Source organism: Klenkia taihuensis, assembly GCF_900112525.1.
Taxonomy (GTDB): Bacteria; Actinomycetota; Actinomycetes; order Mycobacteriales; family Geodermatophilaceae; genus Klenkia; species Klenkia taihuensis.
The window spans coordinates 998,745-1,014,397 of record NZ_FOMD01000001.1 but is presented as its reverse complement, the minus strand read 5'-3'; the positions used below and the strand labels follow the sequence as shown (position 1 = coordinate 1,014,397).

The 15,653-nt window shown below is 73.3% G+C and carries 13 protein-coding genes; all 13 read right to left on the bottom strand.

The window, feature by feature from the left end:
• Window positions 1–16: 16 nt before the first annotated feature.
• The 13 genes from nuoN to BM158_RS04990 are packed head-to-tail and all read right to left on the bottom strand — an operon-like array spanning window position 17 to window position 15,653.
• Window positions 17–1,552 (bottom strand): NADH-quinone oxidoreductase subunit NuoN, encoded by a 1,536-nt coding sequence (gene nuoN, locus BM158_RS05050; protein WP_091555201.1) that lies wholly within the window; start codon window positions 1,550–1,552, stop codon window positions 17–19.
• Window positions 1,552–3,093, bottom strand: coding sequence for an NADH-quinone oxidoreductase subunit M (locus BM158_RS05045; RefSeq protein WP_091555199.1), 1,542 nt, complete (start codon window positions 3,091–3,093; stop codon window positions 1,552–1,554). Before BM158_RS05045 ends, nuoN begins: the two co-directional genes overlap by 1 nt.
• A 31-nt stretch (window positions 3,094–3,124) precedes the next feature.
• Window positions 3,125–5,032 (bottom strand): NADH-quinone oxidoreductase subunit L, encoded by a 1,908-nt coding sequence (gene nuoL / locus BM158_RS05040; protein ID WP_091555196.1) that lies wholly within the window; start codon window positions 5,030–5,032, stop codon window positions 3,125–3,127.
• A gap of 10 nt (window positions 5,033–5,042) precedes the next feature.
• Window positions 5,043–5,342: an NADH-quinone oxidoreductase subunit NuoK gene (gene nuoK, locus BM158_RS05035; RefSeq protein ID WP_091061307.1), complete on the bottom strand. Its 300-nt coding sequence runs from the start codon at window positions 5,340–5,342 to the stop codon at window positions 5,043–5,045.
• Window positions 5,339–6,148: an NADH-quinone oxidoreductase subunit J gene (locus BM158_RS05030; RefSeq protein ID WP_091555194.1), complete on the bottom strand. Its 810-nt coding sequence runs from the start codon at window positions 6,146–6,148 to the stop codon at window positions 5,339–5,341. Before BM158_RS05030 ends, nuoK begins: the two co-directional genes overlap by 4 nt.
• Entirely contained in the window at window positions 6,148–6,732 is a 585-nt protein-coding gene (gene nuoI, locus BM158_RS05025) for an NADH-quinone oxidoreductase subunit NuoI (RefSeq protein ID WP_091555193.1), read from the bottom strand. Before nuoI ends, BM158_RS05030 begins: the two co-directional genes overlap by 1 nt.
• Entirely contained in the window at window positions 6,725–8,188 is a 1,464-nt protein-coding gene (nuoH, locus tag BM158_RS05020; RefSeq protein WP_091555191.1) for an NADH-quinone oxidoreductase subunit NuoH, read from the bottom strand. The genes nuoI and nuoH overlap by 8 nt, the downstream gene beginning before the upstream one ends.
• Window positions 8,185–10,650: an NADH-quinone oxidoreductase subunit G gene (locus tag BM158_RS05015; RefSeq protein WP_091555189.1), complete on the bottom strand. Its 2,466-nt coding sequence runs from the start codon at window positions 10,648–10,650 to the stop codon at window positions 8,185–8,187. Before BM158_RS05015 ends, nuoH begins: the two co-directional genes overlap by 4 nt.
• Window positions 10,647–11,975 carry an NADH-quinone oxidoreductase subunit NuoF gene (nuoF, locus tag BM158_RS05010; protein ID WP_091555188.1) on the bottom strand — a complete coding sequence of 443 codons (1,329 nt, stop codon included), beginning with the start codon at window positions 11,973–11,975 and terminating at the stop codon, window positions 10,647–10,649. Before nuoF ends, BM158_RS05015 begins: the two co-directional genes overlap by 4 nt.
• A 3-nt stretch (window positions 11,976–11,978) precedes the next feature.
• Window positions 11,979–12,989 carry an NADH-quinone oxidoreductase subunit NuoE gene (gene nuoE, locus BM158_RS05005; protein WP_091555186.1) on the bottom strand — a complete coding sequence of 337 codons (1,011 nt, stop codon included), beginning with the start codon at window positions 12,987–12,989 and terminating at the stop codon, window positions 11,979–11,981.
• Entirely contained in the window at window positions 12,986–14,320 is a 1,335-nt protein-coding gene (locus BM158_RS05000) for an NADH-quinone oxidoreductase subunit D (protein ID WP_091555184.1), read from the bottom strand. The genes nuoE and BM158_RS05000 overlap by 4 nt, the downstream gene beginning before the upstream one ends.
• Complete coding sequence (locus BM158_RS04995) at window positions 14,317–14,988, bottom strand: NADH-quinone oxidoreductase subunit C (RefSeq protein ID WP_091555182.1); 672 nt, start codon at window positions 14,986–14,988, stop codon at window positions 14,317–14,319. Before BM158_RS04995 ends, BM158_RS05000 begins: the two co-directional genes overlap by 4 nt.
• On the bottom strand, window positions 14,985–15,653 hold the full coding sequence (locus BM158_RS04990) for a NuoB/complex I 20 kDa subunit family protein (RefSeq protein ID WP_091555180.1): 669 nt from the start codon (window positions 15,651–15,653) through the stop codon (window positions 14,985–14,987). Before BM158_RS04990 ends, BM158_RS04995 begins: the two co-directional genes overlap by 4 nt.

Sequence of the window (15,653 nt, the reverse complement as noted above, 5' to 3'; positions counted from 1 at the left end):
GGCGCCGACGGCTGGCCTACCCGACCAGCCGGGCGGCGCCGTCGGCGAGGTCCAGCACCGACCCGGGGACGACGCCCAGCACCAGCGTGGCGGCCACGGTCACGGCCAGCACGACGGTCGTGGGCAGGCCCGGGACGCCGACCGAGGGCCCGTCCTCGGCCGGGTCGGAGAAGTACATGAGCACGACCAGCCGCAGGTAGAAGAACCCCGCGACCGCGCTGGTGACCAGGGCGACGACGGCCAGCGGCCAGGCGCCGACCTCGATGGCGGCCCGGAAGACGGCGAACTTGCCGGTGAAGCCGCTGGTGAGCGGGATGCCGGCCAGCGCGAGCAGCAGGAAGGTCATGATCGCCGCGGTGAGCGGTGAGCGCCGGGCCAGCCCGGCCCACTGCGACAGCTGCGTGGCCTCCCCGTCGCCGTCGCGGACCAGGGTGACCACCGCGAAGGCGCCGAGGGTGGTCAGCCCGTAGGCCAGCAGGTAGAACAGCGTCGCCGCCAGGCCCGAGCCGGTGCCGGCGCCCAGGCCGATGACGCCGGTGAGCAGGAACCCGGCGTGCGCGATGGAGGAGTAGGCCAGCATCCGCTTGACGTCGGTCTGGGTCAGGCCGAGGACGGCGCCGACCACCATCGACACGATCGCGATGCCGTAGACCAGCGGCCGCCAGGTCCAGTCCGCCGTCCCGAAGGCCACGTACAGCAGCCGCAGGACCGCGCCGAACGCGGCGACCTTGGTGCAGGCGGCCATGAACGCGGTCACCGGGGTCGGGGCGCCCTGGTAGACGTCCGGCGTCCAGGTGTGGAACGGCGCGACCGAGGCCTTGAACATCAGCCCGACCACGAGCAGGCCGAGGCCCAGGACCAGCAGGGTGCCGGTGCCGTCGGTGGTGACCGACTCCCGGATGCCGGCCAGCCGCACGGTGCCGGTGGCGCCGTAGACCAGGGCCAGGCCGTAGAGGAAGAAGGCCGAGGCGAAGGCGCCGAGCAGGAAGTACTTGACCGCCGCCTCCTGGGACAGCAGCCGGCGCCGGCGGGAGAGCCCGCAGATCAGGTACAGCGGCAGGCTCAGCACCTCGAGGGCGATGAACATGACCAGCAGGTCGTTGGCCGCGACGAACAGCATCATGCCGCCGACGGCGAAGGTGGCCAGCGGGTAGACCTCGGTCTGCACCCGCTCGTCGGTGAGCAGCTCCCGGTCCCGGGGGCTGCCCGCGGGGACGGCGGCCGAGGCGACGAACGCCGACCTGGCCGGGTCCAGCGCCCGCTCGGCGAACAGCAGGACCGACAGCGCGCCCAGCCCGGCGATCGTGGCCTGCAGGAACAGGCCCGCGCCGTCCACGGCGAGCGCGCCGGCGGCGGTGACCTCCCCGCGCCCGGCCAGCAGCAGGGTGCAGGCGAAGCCGCCGACGGTGCCGACCAGCGCCAGGGCGACCTGGGTGGGCTGGCGGACGTGCCGGGGGGCGAAGGACTCGACCAGCACGCCGACCAGCGCGGCCCCGAAGACGAACAGGAACGGGCTGAGGGCGGACAGCGAGAGGTCCGGTGCCTCGATCATCAGTTGGCCCCCTGCTCGGCGGTGGCGGGCTGGGTCCCCGCGGGGTCGGAGCCGATGTCGCCCATGGTGGCGGCCACGGCCGGGTTGATGAGGTCCAGCAGGGGCTGCGGGTAGACGCCCAGGCCGATGACCAGGGCCAGCAGCGGGGCGACGACCACCATCTCGCGGCGGCGCAGGTCGGGGAAGGCCGTGTCGGTGACCTTGCCGCGGGCCGGGCCGTGCACCGCCCGCTGGATGAGCAGCAGCACGTAGAGGGCGGCCAGCACGATGCCGACGGTGGCGACGATCGTGAACACCGGGCGGGTCGGGAAGGAGCCCAGCAGCACCAGGAACTCCGACACGAAGCTGTTGGTGCCCGGCAGCGCGAGGCTGGACAGGCCGGCGACCAGGAACACCCCGGCCAGCACCGGTGCCTTCTTCCCGATGCCGCCGTAGTCGGCGATGCTGCGCGACCCGCCGCGGGTGATGACCATCCCGACGACGAGGAACAGGATCCCGGTCGAGATGCCGTGGTTGACCATGTAGAGCACCGCGCCCGACCCGCCCTCGGCGGTGAAGGCGAAGATGCCCAGCGCGATGAAGCCGAAGTGGGCGATCGAGGTGTAGGTGACCAGCCGCTTCATGTCCGACTGGCCCATCGCCAGCAGCGCGCCGTAGAGGATGCCGGCCACCGCCAGGCCCAGGATCCAGGGCGCGAAGGTGCGGGAGGCGTCGGGGAACAGCGGCAGGCAGTAGCGGATGAAGCCGAAGGTGCCGACCTTGTCCAGCACCCCGACCAGCAGCACCGCGCCGCCCACCGGGGCCTCGGCGCCGGAGTCGGGCAGCCAGGTGTGGAAGGGCACCAGCGGGGCCTTGATGGCGAAGGCGACGAAGAAGCCGAGGAACAGCAGCTTCTGCACACCGGGGTCGATGTCGAGCTGGCGCAGCGCGTCGAAGGCGAAGGTGCCCTCGCCGATCTGGGAGTTGCTCACCACGTACAGGCCGATGACCGAGGCCAGCATGACCAGCCCGCCGAGCAGGCTGTAGAGGAAGAACTTCACCGCGGCGTACTGCCGGCGGGGCCCGCCGAAGCTGCCGATGATGAAGTACATCGGGACGAGCATGGCCTCGAAGAAGACGTAGAACAGGAACACGTCGGTGGCCGCGAAGACGCCGACCATCATCGACTCGAGCACCAGCAGCCAGGCGAAGTAGGCCTTCATCGAGCGGCCGCCGGGGCCGGTGTCGCGCCAGGACGCGACGACCACGACCGGCACCAGGACCCCGATGAGCAGCAGCATCACCAGCGCGATGCCGTCGACGCCGAGCGCGAACTGCACCCCGAAGGCGGGGATCCAGTCGACCGCGGTGGTCAGCTGGAACCGCTCGCCACCGGTGTCGAACGCGACCGTGGCCAGCACGGCGAGGACGAGCACCAGCAGGCTGACCGCGAGCGCGGCCTGCTTGGCCAGCGCGTCGCGGCCCTTGGGCAGCGCGGCCACCGCGGCACCGCCGACCGCGGGCACCACGATCATCGTGAGCAGCCAGGGGACGTCGCTCACGACCGGGACTCCTTCGTCCGAGGGGGGTTGCTCATCCCGCCGTCACCGCCAGCAGGGCACCCGCGACGAGCACGGCGCCGCCGAGCATGCCGAGGGCGTAGGACCGGACGAAGCCGGTCTGCGCGCGGCCCAGCCGGGCCGAGGACCCGCCCAGACCGGCGCCGATGCCGTTGACCACGCCGTCGACGCCCTTGTCGTCGACGATCCGCAGGGCGCGGACCAGCCGCATGCCCGGGCGCATGAACACCGCCTCGTTGACCGCGTCGGCGTACAGGCCCGCTCGCGCGGCGCGCACCGGCGCGGACACCCGGACCGGGGCCGTGGTGGGCACCTCCCGGCGGCCGACCAGCAGCCACGCGGCCAGCACGCCCAGCGCCACCACGACGGTGACCAGCACGCTGACCGCCAGCGGCGGGATCGCGTGCGCGGCCGCCTCCTCGGGCTCCCCGAACACCGGGGCCAGCCAGTCGGCCAGCGGGAAGGCCTCCACGAGCAGGAAGCCCGCGGCCACCGAGCCGACGGCCAGCACGACCATGGGCAGGGTCATCACCGCGGGCGACTCGTGCGGGTGCACGCCGTCCTCCCAGCGGGGCTCGCCGAAGAAGGTGAGCAGCACCAGCCGGGTCATGTAGAACGCGGTCAGCCCGGCGCCGAGGACGGCGACCCCGCCCAGGACCCAGCCCGAGGCCCCGCCGCGGTCGAAGGCGGCCTCGATGATCGCGTCCTTGGTCCAGTAGCCGGACAGGAACGGGAACCCGATGAGCGCCAGGTAGCCCAGCCCGAAGGTCACGAAGGTGGTCTTCATCGTCGTGGCCAGCCCGCCGAAGCGGCGCATGTCGGTGCGGTCGCCCATGCCGTGCATCACCGACCCCGCACCCAGGAACAGCCCGGCCTTGAAGAAGCCGTGGGTGAGCAGGTGGGCGATGCCGGCGGCGTAGCCGACGGGGCCCAGGCCGACGGCCAGGAACATGTAGCCGATCTGGCTGACCGTGGACCAGGCCAGCACCTTCTTGATGTCGTCGTAGGCGCAGCCGGCGACCGCGCCGATCATGATCGTGACCGCGCCGATGACGACGACGACGGTCTGCGCGGCGGGCGCGGCGTCGAACAGCGGCGCCGAGCGGGCGATCAGGTAGACCCCGGCGGTGACCATCGTCGCGGCGTGGATGAGCGCCGACACCGGGGTCGGGCCCTCCATGGCGTCGGGCAGCCAGGCCTGCAGCGGGAACTGCCCGGACTTGCCGCAGGCGCCCAGCAGCAGGAGCAGGCCGATGGCGGTGACGGTGCCCCCGGCCAGCAGCCCCGCCGAGCCGAGCACGCCCTCGTAGGAGGTGGTGCCGAGCTGGGTGAACATCAGGAAGATCGCCAGCGCCAGGCCGACGTCGCCGACCCGGTTCATCACGAACGCCTTCTTCGCGGCCGTGGCCGCCGCCGGGCGGGTGTACCAGAACGCGATGAGCAGGTAGGACGCCAGGCCGACGCCCTCCCAGCCCACGTAGAGGGCCACGAAGCTGTTGCCCAGCACCAGCAGCAGCATCGCCGCGACGAACAGGTTGAGGTAGGCGAAGAACCGCCGGCGGCCGGGGTCGTGGGCCATGTAGCCCACCGAGTAGACGTGGATGAGCGCCCCGACACCGGTGATCAGCAGCGCGAAGGTCATGGACAGCGGGTCGACGAGCAGCCCGGCGCTGACGTCGAGCTGCCCGGTGGAGACGAAGGTGAACAGGTCGACGGAGACGCTGCGCTCGTCGAGCCCGGCCAGCTCGACCGTGGAGAGCACGGCGAGCACGAACGCGGCGGTGACGGTGCCGATGGCCAGCAGGTGGCCCCACCGGTCGGTGCGCCTGCCGCCCAGCAGCAGGACGGCGGCCCCGGCCAGCGGCAGCGCGATGAGCAGCCAGGTGGCGGCGAGGAGCCCGGTCGCGGGCACGGTGTCCATGTCGGCGCCCTCAGTACTTCAGCAGGTTCGCGTCGTCGACCGAGGCCGACCTGCGGGTCCGGTAGATCGACATGATGATCGCCAGCCCGACCACGACCTCGGCCGCGGCGACCACCATGACGAAGAAGGCGATGACCTGGCCGTCGAGGGTGCCGGTGGACCGGGCGAAGGTGACCAGGGTGAGGTTCACCGAGTTGAGCATCAGCTCGATGCACATGAAGACCACGATGGCGTTGCGCCGCACCAGCACGCCCACGGCGCCGACGGTGAACAGGATCGCGGCCAGCACCAGGTAGTTCGTGAGGCTCATCGGGCCGTCCCCCGGGTCGTGCCGAGCGCGGCGTCCGAGCCCCCCGCGGCGGGGTCGCCCGGGGGCAGCTCCTCCACCACCTGGGGCTCGACACCGGTGGCGTAGCTGGCCTCCGACGGGCTGCCGTCGGGCAGCCGGCCGGGTGCGGCGATGGAGTTGGCCCGGGCGTAGACGCCGGGCCCGGGCAGGGTCTGCGGGTGGTCGCTGGTGAGGAAGCGGGCCCGCGAGCGCTCCTTCTGGGTCAGCCGGCTGCCGGGTTCGCGCTCGATGTGCGCGAGCACCATGGCGCCGACCGCGGCGGTGATGAGCAGCGCGCTGGTCACCTCGAAGGCCAGCAGGTAGCGGGTGAACAGCAGCCCGGCGATGGCCTCGATGTTGCCGTCGGCCGCGCCGCCGGCGCCGCCCTGCACGCCCTCCAGGCCGGTGACCACCATGCCCTCGGTGGCCCGGGCGATGCCCGCGCCGACCAGGCCGGCGAAGCCGATGCCCAGCACCGTGGCCGCCACCCGCTGCCCGCGCAGGGTCTCCACGACCGAGTCCGAGGAGTCGCGGCCGACCAGCATGAGCACGAACAGGAACAGGATCATGATCGCGCCGGTGTAGACGATGATCTGCACCGCGCCGAGGAACGGCGCCTCCTGGACGACGTAGAACACGCCCAGCGCCAGCATCGTGTTCACCAGGAACAGCGCCGAGTGCACGGCGTTGCGGGCGAACACCATGCCCAGCGCGCCGGCCAGGGCGATGGGGCCGAGGATCCAGAAGACGACGGTCTCCGCCGTCCCGATCTCGATGCCGGCCCCCATCACGAGCCTGCCCGCAGGTAGTAGTCCTTCTCGTCGTCCCCCAGGCGCATGGGGTGCGGGGGCTGCTCCATGCCCGGCAGCAGCGGGGCCATCAGCTGCTCCTTGGTGTAGACCAGGTCGCCGCGGGAGTCGTCGGCCAGCTCGAAGTCGTTGCTCATGGTCAGCGAGCGGGTCGGGCAGGCCTCGATGCACAGGCCGCAGAAGATGCAGCGCAGGTAGTTGATCTGGTAGATCCGCCCGTACCGCTCCCCCGGGGAGAAGCGCTGCTCCTCGGTGTTGGTGCCGCCCTCGACGTAGATGGCGTCGGCCGGGCAGGCCCAGGCGCACAGCTCGCAGCCGACGCACTTCTCCAGCCCGTCGGGGTGCCGGTTGAGCACGTGCCGGCCGTGGTAGCGCGGCTTGGTCACCTTGGGCTCGTCCGGGTACTGCTCGGTGGTCACCTTCTTGAACATCGTCGAGAAGGTGACGCCGAAGCCCTGCGCGGGGCCGGGCAGCCGGCTGGTGCGGGGGGCCGGCGCGGAGCGGGTGCCGCCGGCCTGCTCGACCTCGCCGCCGCGCCGCTCCTCGGGGGTCAGGTCAGGCATCGTCGTCCTTCCGGGGGGTGGGGCTGGGGCGGCGTCGCCCCGAGGCCACGGGGGCGCCGGCGGCGACCGGCTCCTTGCTGGCCAGGCGGGGCGAGGGCGGCACCACGAGGTCCATCGGCGGGATGGGGAACCCGCCCTCGGCGCGGGCCGGTCCGCTGCGCTGGGCCGGCCGGTGCCGGGCACCGCCGGTGCGGACCGGGGGCAGCACCTCGGGCTCGGTGGGGTTGGTCGACCCGGCGGCGGCGGCGACCGCGGCGATCCGGGTGGGCTCGTTGCTCTTGCGGGAGGCCACCAGCAGCACCCCCAGCACCACCGCGGCGATCGGCAGCCCGACGTAGACGGCCACCTCGCCGCTGGACAGGTCGTACTCCCGCGAGACGGTGCGCATGGTGGCGACGGCGAGGATCCACACCAGCGCGGTCGGGACCAGCACCTTCCAGCCGAAGCGCATGAACTGGTCGTAGCGCAGCCGGGGCAGCGTGCCGCGCAGCCAGATGAACACGAACAGCGCGGCGACGACCTTGAGCAGGAACCACAGCAGCGGCCACCAGCCGGAGTTGGCGCCGTCCCAGATCGAGATCGGCCACGGCGCCCGCCAGCCGCCGAGGAACAGCGTCGCGGCCAGCGCGGAGACGGTGACCATGTTGACGTACTCGGCGAGGAAGAAGAGCGCGAACTTCAGCGAGGAGTACTCGGTGTGGAACCCGCCGACCAGCTCGGACTCGGCCTCGGGGAGGTCGAAGGGCGCCCGGTTGGTCTCCCCCACCACCGCGATGACGTAGATGATGAAGCTGACCGGCAGCAGGACGGCGTACCAGCTGGGTCCGTCGAAGGTGAGGCCGAAGAAGTCCAGCCGGTTGTCCCCGGCCTGGGCGGCGACGATCTCCGAGGTGCTCATCGTCCCGGCGTAGAGGAACACCGCGACGATCGACAGACCCATCGCGATCTCGTAGCTGACCATCTGGGCGGCGCTGCGCAGGCTGCCCAGCAGCGGGTAGGTGGAGCCCGAGGCCCAGCCGCCGAGCACGATCCCGTAGACGCCCATGGCCGAGCAGGCCAGCACCACCAGCACGCCGATGGGGGCATCGATGAGCTGCAGCGGCGTGCGCTCGCCGAGGATCGAGACCTCCGGGCCCAGCGGGATGACCGAGAACGCCAGGAACGCCGGGATGGTGGCGATGACCGGGGCCAGGAAGTACACCGGCTTGTCGGCCAGCGCCGGCATGATGTCCTCCTTGAACGCGAGCTTCAGGCCGTCGGCCAGGCTCTGGAGGTAGCCGCGCGGGCCGACCCGGTTGGGGCCGGAGCGCTGCTGCATGCGGGCGACGACCTTGCGCTCGAACACGATCGCGAACAGCGTCATGACGACCAGCAGGCCGAACACGCCGACGATCTTGATGAGCACGAGCCACCAGACGTCCTGGCCGAAGTCGGCCAGGGTCGGGGAGTCGTTCATGCCGTGCCCCCTGCGGCGCTGATCGTGACGACCCCGCCCGGGGCGGTGCCGAGGTCGGTGCGGACGTGGCTCCCCGGGGAGCGCATCGGCAGCCAGACCACCCGGTCGGGCATGTCGGTGATGCGGGCGGGCAGCGTGATGGAGCCGGTGTGCCCGGTGACGGTGACCCGCTCGCCGTCGGCGACGCCGAGGCGCAGGGCGGCCTCCTCGGCCAGCCGGACCACCGGCGGGCGGGCGGTGCCGGCCAGCGCCGGCTCGTCGCGCTGGAGCGTGCCGTCGTCCAGCAGCTGGCGCCAGCTGGCCAGCACGGCCTGGTCGGCGCCCAGCCGCGGGCTGCCGGCGGGCGCGACGTCCAGCCCGCGGACCTCGCGGCTGCGCCCGGCACCGCCGAGCGCGACCAGCTCCCGGCGGGCGGCGTCCACGGTGGTCAGCCCGAGGGCCACCCCCATCGCGTCGGCCAGCCCGGTGAGCACCCGGGCGTCGGTGAGCTGGCCGCTGCCGTGCAGGGTGGCGTCGAAGGGCCGCACCCGGCCCTCCCAGTCCAGGTAGCTGCCGGCCTTCTCCGGTGCCGCGGCGACCGGGAGCACGACGTCGGCGTGCGCGGTGACCGCGGTGCCGAACAGCTCGAGGCTGACCACGAACCCGGCGGCGGCCAGCGCGGCCTCCGCCAGCGCCGGGTCGGGCGCGTCGGCGGGGTCGACGCCGCCGACCAGCAGCCCGCCCAGCCGGCCGTCGCGGGCGGCCTGCAGGATGCCGGTGACGTCGCGGCCCTCCTTGCGGGGCAGCTCCACGCCCCAGGCGGCCTCGACGTCGGCGCGGTCGGCGGCGTCGGCGACGCCCCGCCCGCCGGGCAGCAGGTTCGGCAGCGCACCGACCTCGACGGCGCCGCGCTCGCCGGCCCGCCGGGGCACCCAGGCGATGCGGGCGCCGGAGGCGGCGGCCAGCGCCGAGAGCGCGGACAGCGCTCCGGGCACCTCGGCCAGCCGCTCGCCGGCCAGCACGACCGCGCCCTCGGCGCGCAGCGCGGTCGCGGCCTGCGCGCCGACGCCGCCGGCGGACTCGGTGGCCAGCGCCCGCAGGACGGCGGCCTCCATCCCGGGCGGGGTCGCCAGCAGGACGGCGTCCAGCTTCTCGTCCGCGGGCGTGGCGAAGGGTGCGACGTCGAAGACCGGCAGCGCCCGCTCGCGGACCGCCCGGCGCAGCCGCAGGAAGACGATCGGCGACTCCTCCTCCGGCTCGAACCCGACCACGAGCACGGCGGGCGCGGCGGCGAGCTCGTCGTAGGTGACCGCGCCGGCGCCCGGGGCCGTGCCGGCGACGTGCGCGGCCAGGAAGGCCAGCTCCTCGGCGGAGTGCGCGCGGGCCCGGGCGTCGACGTCGTGGGTGCCCAGCGCGACGCGGGCGAACTTGGCGTAGGCGTAGGCGTCCTCTACGGTGAGCCGGCCGCCGGGCAGCACGCCGACCCCGCCGGCCTCGCGGGCGGCGGCCAGGCCCGCGGCCGCGGCGGCCCAGGCCTCGGGCCAGGACGCCGGCACCAGCTCGCCGTCGCGCCGGACCAGCGGCGTGGTGAGCCGCTCGTTGGCCGCGGCGTACCGGAAGGCGAACCGGCCCTTGTCGCAGTTCCACTCGGTGTTGACCGCGGGGTCGTCGCCGGCCAGCCGGCGCAGCACGGTGCCGCGGCGGTAGTCGGTGCGCTGGGCGCAGCCCGAGGCGCAGTGCTCGCAGGTGCTGGGCTCGCTGCGCAGGTCGAAGGGGCGCGACCGGAAGCGGTAGGCCGCGCTGGTCAGCGCCCCGACCGGGCAGATCTGCACGGTGTTGCCGGAGAAGTAGGACTCGAAGGGCTCGTCCTCGTAGATGCTGACCTGCTGCAGGGCGCCCCGGTCGAACAGCTCGATGAACGGGTCGCCGGCCACCTGCTGGGAGAAGCGGGTGCAGCGGGCGCACAGCACGCACCGCTCACGGTCCAGCAGCACCTGCGAGCTGATCGGCAGCGGCTTGGGGTAGGTGCGCTTGGTGCCCTCGAAGCGGCTCTCGGCGTGGCCGTTGCTCATCGCCTGGTTCTGCAGCGGGCACTCCCCGCCCTTGTCGCAGACCGGGCAGTCCAGCGGGTGGTTGACCAGCAGCAGCTCCAGGGTGCCGGCCTGCGCGCCCTCGGCGACCTCGCTGGTCAGCTGGGTCCTGACCACCATGTCGGGGGCGACGGGGACGGTGCAGGAGGCGACCGGCTTGCGCTGGCCCTCGACCTCGACCAGGCACTGCCGGCAGGCGCCGACCGGCTCCAGCAGCGGGTGGTCGCAGAACCGTGGGATCTGCACGCCGATCTGCTCGGCGGCCCGGATGATCAGCGTGCCCCCCGGCACCGCGACGTCGAAGCCGTCGATGGTCAGCCGGACGTGGTCCTCGGGCGTGTGCGGCCCGGGGACGGCGGGGACCTGGGCGGGGGCGGGCTCGGGGGTGGTCATGCCATGGCTCCCACGGGCTCGAGCTTGAGCGTCCGACCCAGGCGGCCCTGCTCGTCGGGCGGCAGCAGCGCCACGTAGTCGTCCTTGAAGTACTTCAGGCTGGAGGCGATGCAGCTGGTGGCGCCGTCGCCCAGCGCGCAGAACGACCGGCCCAGGATGTTGTCGCAGGTGTCGGTGAGCAGGTCCAGGTCGCGCGCGCTGCCGTGCCCGGCGACCAGCCGTTCCAAGATCTGGACCAGCCAGTACGTGCCCTCCCGGCAGGGGGTGCACTTGCCGCAGCTCTCGTGCGCGTAGAACTCGGTGAACCGCAGGGTGGCCTCGACGATCGAGTCGGTCTCGTCGAAGACCATCAGCGCGGTGGTGCCCAGCATCGAGCCGGCCGCGGCGACCGAGTCGAAGTCCAGCGGGACGTCGAGGTGCTCCGCGGTGAAGTACGGCGTCGACGAGCCACCCGGCGTCCAGAACTTCAGCTCGTGCCCGGGCCGCACGCCGCCGGCCATCTCCAGCAGCTCGCGCATCGTCGTCCCCATGGGGGCCTCGTACTGGCCGGGGTGCACGACCCGGCCAGAGATCGAGTAGATCTTGGGGCCGGGCGACTTCTCCGGGCCGAACTCCTTGAACCAGGCCGACCCGCCGCGCACCACGAACGGCACGCTGGCCAGCGTCTCCACGTTGTTCACCACCGTCGGGGCGCCGTAGAGGCCGGCGACGGCGGGGAAGGGCGGCTTGAGCCGGGGCTGGCCGCGGCGGCCCTCCAGGGAGTCCAGCAGCGCGGTCTCCTCGCCGCAGATGTAGGCGCCCGCGCCGGCGTGCACGACGACGTCGAGGTCGACGCCGGAGCCGTGCACGTCGCGGCCCAGGTGGCCGGCGGCGTAGGCCTCGGCGACGGCGGCCTGCAGCCGGCGGTGCGCGTGCACCGCCTCGCCGCGCACGTAGACGACGGCGTAGGAGCAGCGGATCGCGTAGGAGGCGATGGCCACGCCCTCCACCAGCGAGTGCGGGTCGGCCATCATCAGCGGCACGTCCTTGCAGGTGCCGGGCTCGCCCTCGTCGGCGTTGACCACCAGGTACTTGGGCTTCGCGGCCGGGCCGGTGGGGGTCTCCCCCGGCTTGGGCTGCGGGATGAAGCTCCACTTCATGCCCGTGGGGAAGCCGGCGCCGCCGCGGCCGCGCAGGCCGGAGTCCTTGACCAGGGTGACCAGCTCGTCGGGCGTCATGCCCAGCGCGGTCCGCCAGGCCGAGTAGCCCTCGGTGCGCTCGTAGGTCTCGATGGTCCAGCTGCGCGGCTCGGCGAACCGGCTGGTCAGCACAGGTGTGAGCGGCATGGGTCAGACCTCTCGCGGGACGGACGTGCCGGACCCGGACTGGGCCTGGCCGTCGGCGTCGGGGGCGGGTGCGTCGCGGTCGGCGGCCTCGCGGCCGGCCGGCTCGGCGCGGTCGGGGTGGTTCTGCTCGGCGCCGGAGCGCTCGGCGGGGTTGTCCGCGGCGGCCACCTGGGTGTCCGCGGCGGCGGCACCCGGCGTCCGGCCGCCGTCGGCGTCGGGGCGGACGGCGGCTGGGGCTGCGGCGTCGGCACCCGGCCGGGGCTCCGCGTCCGGCATGGCGGGGGCGCTCTCGCCGCGCTCGGCGGCCAGCCGGACCCCGCGCAGGGTGGGGACGCCGGCGCTGGGCCCGTCGACGGCGGCGCGGGCGGCGGCGTCGTCGGCGTGCTGGCTGAACCCGGCGAGCTGGCGGGAGATGCCGCGGAAGTCGGTCAGCGGCGCCCCGCGGGTGGGGTCGGGCTTCTCCCCGCGGCGGAGCGCGGCGACCAGTTCGAGGGCGGAGCCGACGTCCTGCTGGTCGTAGAACTCGTAGTCCACGGTCACGACCGGTGCGTAGTCGCAGGCGGCCAGGCACTCGGCGTGCTCGAGGGTGATCGAGCCGTCGGCGGTGGTCTCGTCGTGGTGCACGCCCAGCTCGCCGGCCACCGCGTCGAAGATCCGCTGCCCGCCCAGGACGGCGCACAGCGTGTTGGTGCAGACGCTGACCAGGTGCCGGCCGGTGGGGCGGCGCTTGAACATCGTGTAGAACGTCGCGACCGCGCCGACCTCGGCCTTGGTCAGGCCCAGCTCCTGCGCGCACAGCGCCACGCCCTCGGGGGTGACGTAGCCCTGCACGGACTGCACCAGGTGCAGCATCGGCAGCAGCGCCGAGCGGGGCACCGGGTAGCGCGCCATGATCTCGCGGCACTCGGTGCGCGTGGTCTCGGTCAGCGGCGGCAGGTCCTCGTGCACCTCGACGGCACTGGAGTCCAGGCCCGTGACCGCCGTCCCCTCGGCGGACCCCGGCAGCGCGCTCATCGGTCGACACCCCCCATGACCGGGTCGATGGAGGCGATGGCCGCGATGACGTCGGCGATCATGCCGCCCTCGCTCATCGCCGCGGTCGCCTGCAGGTTGGTGAAGCTGGGGTCGCGCACGTGCACCCGGAAGGGCCGGGTGCCGCCGTCGCTGACCACGTGGAAGCCGAGCTCGCCGCGGGGGCTCTCGACCGCGGTCCAGACCTGGCCGGCCGGGACCCGGAATCCCTCGGTGACCAGCTTGAAGTGGTGGATCAGGGCCTCCATCGACTGGCCCATGATGTGCTTGACGTGGTCCAGGGAGTTGCCCATGCCGTCGGCGCCGAGCGAGAGCTGCGCGGGCCAGGCGATCTTCTTGTCCTCGACCATCACCGGCCCCGGCCGCAGCCGGTCCAGCGCCTGCTCGATGATCTTCATCGACTCGTTGACCTCGGCCATCCGGACCAGGTAGCGGCCCCAGGCGTCGGCGGTGTCGGCGGTGGGCACCTCGAAGTCGTAGGTCTCGTAGCCGCAGTACGGCTCGACCTTGCGCAGGTCCCAGGGCAGGCCGGCGCTGCGCAGGATCGGGCCGGTGACGCCGAGGGCCACGCAGCCGGTGACGTCGAGGTAGCCGACGTCGCGCAGCCGGCGCTGCCAGATCGGCTGGCCGGTGAGCAGCCGGTGGAACCCGGCCACCCGCTCGGGCATGATCGCCAGCCACTCGCGGATCCTCGCCTCGATGCCCTCGGGCAGGTCCTGCGCGACGCCGCCGGGGCGGACGTAGGCGTGGTTCATCCGCAGCCCGGTGATCTCCTCCAGCAGGTCCAGCACGAGCTCGCGCTCGCGGAACCCGTTGGTCATGCCCGTGAGCGCGCCCATCTCCATGCCGAAGGTGGCCAGACCGACCAGGTGGGAGGCGATCCGGTTGAGCTCCATGACCAGCACCCGGATGGTGGTCGCGCGCTCGGGCACCTCGATGCCCAGCAGCTTCTCCACCGCCAGGCAGTAGCCGGTCTCGTTGAACAGCGGCGCCAGGTAGTCCATCCGGGTCACGAAGGTCGTGCCCTGGGTCCAGGTGCGGTACTCGACGTTCTTCTCGATGCCGGTGTGCAGGTAGCCGATGACCACGCGGGCCTTGGTGACCGTCTCGCCCTCGAGGTCGAGCACCAGCCGCAGCACCCCGTGGGTGGAGGGGTGCTGCGGGCCCATGTTGACGACCAGCCGCTCCTCGGCCGGGCCGTCGAGACCCGACCCACCCGACCCGAAGGTCAGGTCCCAGTCGCCGCCGGTGACGGTGTAGACGCGGCCCTCGGTGGTCTCGCGGCTGCCGGCGTACGGGTCGGTGGTGGTCACCGGTAGGACCGCCTCTCGTCCGGGGGCGGGATGGTCGCGTCGTGGTACTCCACGGGGACCCCGCCGAGCGGGTAGTCCTTGCGCTGGGGGTGGCCGTCCCAGTCGTCGGGCATGAGGATCCGGGTGAGCGCCGGGTGGCCGTCGAAGACGACGCCGAACATGTCGAAGCACTCGCGCTCGTGCCAGTCCGACGTCGGGTAGACGCGGGTGGCGCTGGGCACGTGCGGGTCGGCCGCGGTGACCGCGACCTCCAGCCGGATGCGGCGGCGGTAGGTCATCGAGGTCAGGTGGTAGACCACGTGCAGCCGCTCGCCGGTCGGGCCGCCGGCGTCGAGGTAGTCGACGCCGGACACGCTGCTGCACAGCTCGAACCGCAGCGCGTCGTCGTCGCGCAGCGCCTGCAGCAGGGTGAGCAGGTGCGCAGCGTGCACGAACCAGGTGATCTCGCCCCGGTCGACCAGCACCCGGCGGACGGCGGCGTCGTAGGTGGCCTGCCCGACCGCGTCGGCCAGCGCGTCGGCGACCTCGTCGAACCAGCCGCCGTAGGGCCGGTCGGTGGAGTGCAGCGCGACCGCGCCGCCGGGCTCGACGCGGACCAGGCCGCCGAAGCCGGAGGTGTCGCCGCTGCCGGTGACCCCGAAGGCCCCGGTGCGGAACGCGCCCGTCACGGCCGTTCCCCCGGCAGCAGGACGGCGTTGCCGCCGCGCTGCTCGATGGCGAACTGGCCGGTGCGGCCCGCGGCGGCGGCCTCCTCGTAGGCCTTCCGCGCCTGCTTGTCCGCGCGCACGGTCGACGGCATCTCGACGTGCAGGTCCTTCGCCGTCCCGTCGGTCCGGGCCGCGGCGAGCGCCGCCGCGCGCTTGGGACCCAGCGGCTCGTGCTGGATCTTGTGGTGCAGCTTGAGGATGGCGTCCATCAGCATCTCCGGCCGCGGCGGGCAGCCGGGCAGGTACATGTCCACCGGGACGATGTGGTCGACGCCCTGCACGATCGCGTAGTTGTTGAACATGCCGCCGGAGCTGGCGCACACGCCCATCGACAGCACCCAGCGCGGCTCGGGCATCTGGTCGTAGATCTGCCGCAGGACCGGGGCCATCTTCTGGCTGACCCGGCCGGCCACGATCATCAGGTCGGCCTGCCGCGGGCTGGCGCGGAAGACCTCCATGCCGAAGCGGGCCAGGTCGTAGCGGCCGGCGCCCGAGGCCATCATCTCGATCGCGCAGCAGGCCAGGCCGAAGGTGGCCGGCCACAGCGAGGACTTCCGGGTCCAGTTGACCAGCTTCTCGACGCTGGTCAGCAGGACGCCGCTGGGGATCTTCTCCTCGAGGCCCAT